Below are 3,172 nucleotides of genomic sequence, written 5' to 3'. Positions count from 1 at the left end.
ATATCCACAGAAGTCGTATAAGACTAAAAAGCTCATTGACATATTGGGAAAATCGAGAAGCGAGGTAACACGAGCGCTAAGGCGAAATAGACATAGGAAAGAAGGAAAGGGCGCACGGGGGATGCCTGGGCTCTCAGAGGCGAAGAAGGACGTGATAAGCTGCGAAAAGTCACGGGGAGGTGCAAATAACCCTAGATCCGTGAATATCCGAATGGGGTAACCCGCCGTACTGAAGGTACGGCATCCTACGTAAGTAGGAGGCGAACCCGGCGAACTGAAACATCTAAGTAGCCGGAGGAAGAGAAAACAAAAGTGATTCCCTGAGTAGCGGCGAGCGAAAGGGGAGTAGCCCAAACCGTAAATGTTTCGGCATATACGGGGTAGAAGGACCAACGTAGAGGAAGTAAACAAGAAGTGGAATACACTGGAAAGTGTAACCATAGAGGGTGAAAGTCCCGTACACGTAATTGTATACTTTTGAGTTGGGATCCTGAGTAGGGCGGGACACGAGGAATCCTGTCTGAACCAGCCGGGTCCATCCGGTAAGGCTAAATACTCCTGAGAGACCGATAGTGAACCAGTACCGTGAGGGAAAGGTGAAAAGTACCCCTGGCAGGGGAGTGAAAAAGAACCTGAAACCGTGCGCCTACAAGCAGTCGGAGCGTGTAAAAGACATGTGACGGCGTGCCTTTTGCATAATGAGCCTACGAGTTATGGTTACCGGCGAGGTTAAGTGTTAAGAGACACGCAGCCGAAGCGAAAGCGAGTCTGAAGAGGGCGTCAGAGTCGGTAATTATAGACGCGAAACCAGGTGATCTACCCATGGTCAGGTTGAAGTCTCGGTAAAGCGAGATGGAGGACCGAACCAGTAAACGTTGAAAAGTTTTTGGATGAACTGTGGGTAGGGGTGAAAGGCCAATCAAACCTGGAAATAGCTCGTACTCCCCGAAATGCATTTAGGTGCAGCCTTAAGTAAAAGTTTAACACAGGTAGAGCTACTGATAGGAGGCGAGGGTTTCACCGCCTGTCAACTCCTGACAAACTCCGAATGGTGTTAAATGCTACTTAGGAGTGAGGGCATGGGTGCTAAGGTCCATGTCCGAGAGGGAAAGAACCCGGACCACCGTCTAAGGTCCCGAAATGCTGGCTAAGTTGAAGAAAACGCGGTATGGTTGCAGAGACAGCTAGGATGTTGGCTTGGAAGCAGCCATTCATTTAAAGAGTGCGTAACAGCTCACTAGTCGAGCGACCGTGCATGGATAATAATCGGGCATAAAGTCAGCTACCGAAGACGTGGAATATCGAAAGATATTGGTAGGGGAGCATTCCAACAGCGTCGAAGCAGATTTGCGAGGGTCTGTGGAGCAGTTGGAAAAGCAAATGTAGGCATAAGTAACGATAATGGGGGCGAGAAACCCCCACGCCGAAAGACCAAGGTTTCCTGATCAACGTTAAACGGATCAGGGTAAGTCGGGCCCTAAGGAACACCCGAAAGGGGCATCCGATGGCAAGCAGGTTAAAATTCCTGCACCCCCTATACAAAGGAAGTGACGGGTAAGTGAGGCGTCTGAGTGCTGACGGAAAAGCACCCTGAGCCTAGGCTACGGCCGAAGCGAAGGCGCGCAGCTAACTCCAAGAAAAGCGAGTATAGGGGCCCGTACCGCAAACGGACACACGTAGTTGGGTTGAGTATACTAAGGCGCTCGAGAGATACGCGGCTAAGGAACTAGGCAAAATAGTCCTGTAACTTCGGGAGAAAGGACCCCTGTCGAGAGACAGGGCGCAGAGGAATGGCCCAGGCGACTGTTTACCAAAAACACAGGGCTTTGCGAAATCGCAAGATGCAGTATAAGGCCTGACACCTGCCCGGTGCCGGAAGGTTAAGAGGAGGTGTTATCCCGAAAGGGAGAAGCACTGAATTGAAGCCCCGGTAAACGGCGGCCGTAACTATAACGGTCCTAAGGTAGCGAAATTCCTTGTCGGGTAAGTTCCGACCTGCACGAATGGTGTAACGATCTGGGCACTGTCTCAGCCGCGCACTCGGTGAAATTGTAGTACCGGTGAAGATGCCGGTTACCCGCAACGGGACGGAAAGACCCCGTGAACCTTTACTGCAGCTTAACACTGAATTTGGGTATTTAATGTGTAGGATAGGTCGGAGACAAAGAAGCCGGGTCGCCAGGTTCGGTGGAGTCGCCGTTGAAATACGACCCTTTAAATGCTCGGATTCTAATCCCTCAGGATAAAGGGAGACACTGTTAGGTGGGTAGTTTGACTGGGGTGGTCGCCTCCAAAAGAGTAACGGAGGCTTCCCAAGGTACCCTCAAGACGATTGGTAATCGTCTGGAGAGTGTAATGGCATAAGGGTGCTTGACTGCGAGACCAACAAGTCGACCAGGTGCGAAAGCAGGGCATAGTGATCCGGTGGTTCCGCATGGAAGGGCCATCGCTCAAAGGATAAAAGGTACTCCGGGGATAACAGGCTGATCGCCGCCAAGAGCTCATATCGACGCGGCGGTTTGGCACCTCGATGTCGGCTCGTCACATCCTGGGGCTGGAGAAGGTCCCAAGGGTTGGGCTGTTCGCCCATTAAAGTGGCACGCGAGCTGGGTTCAGAACGTCGTGAGACAGTTCGGTCCCTATCTGTTGTGGGCGCAGGAGATTTGCGAGAAACTGTCGTTAGTACGAGAGGACCGCGATGGACAGACCTCTGGTGTATCAGTTGTTCCGCCAGGAGCACCGCTGAGTAGCTAAGTCTGGAATGGATAAGTGCTGAAAGCATCTAAGCACGAAGCCAGTCTCAAGATAAGATCTCCGCAGAGGGACGTTGGAGATGACGACGTAGATAGGCTGCAGGTGTAAATACGGCAACGTATGTAGCCGAGCAGTACTAATTACCCGAATCTTTCCGGAAAAGAGAGCCAAGGCGAAAAGGTGGAACCTCAGCGAGAACGATTTTCCCGATATGTTACCTTATCACCCCCAGAATAAGCAATTGTAAAGAAAGGGGGAAAAAGAGATTAAGGTGGCTATAGCAACAGGGTACCACCTCTTCCCATACCGAACAGAGAAGTTAAGCCTGTTAGCGCCGATGGTACTGCGTAAAAGCGGGAGAGTAGGTCGCCGCCGACTTTAAAAGAAAATAGAGCTCCGATTCATGAAAATGAGTCGG

General features: G+C 51.2%; 2 rRNA genes. Both read left to right on the top strand.

Features of this window, described 5'->3' with window-relative positions:
* Nucleotides 1-94: 94 nt before the first annotated feature.
* Nucleotides 95-2,913 (top strand): 23S ribosomal RNA (locus BM130_RS14920).
* Between the two features lie 108 nt (nucleotides 2,914-3,021).
* Nucleotides 3,022-3,132, top strand: a 5S ribosomal RNA gene (gene rrf, locus BM130_RS14915).
* Nucleotides 3,133-3,172 lie beyond the last annotated feature (40 nt).

Source organism: Thermophagus xiamenensis (assembly GCF_900112795.1).
GTDB lineage: Bacteria > Bacteroidota > Bacteroidia > Bacteroidales > Marinilabiliaceae > Thermophagus > Thermophagus xiamenensis.
This window is presented reverse-complemented; position numbering and strand designations above follow the sequence as displayed.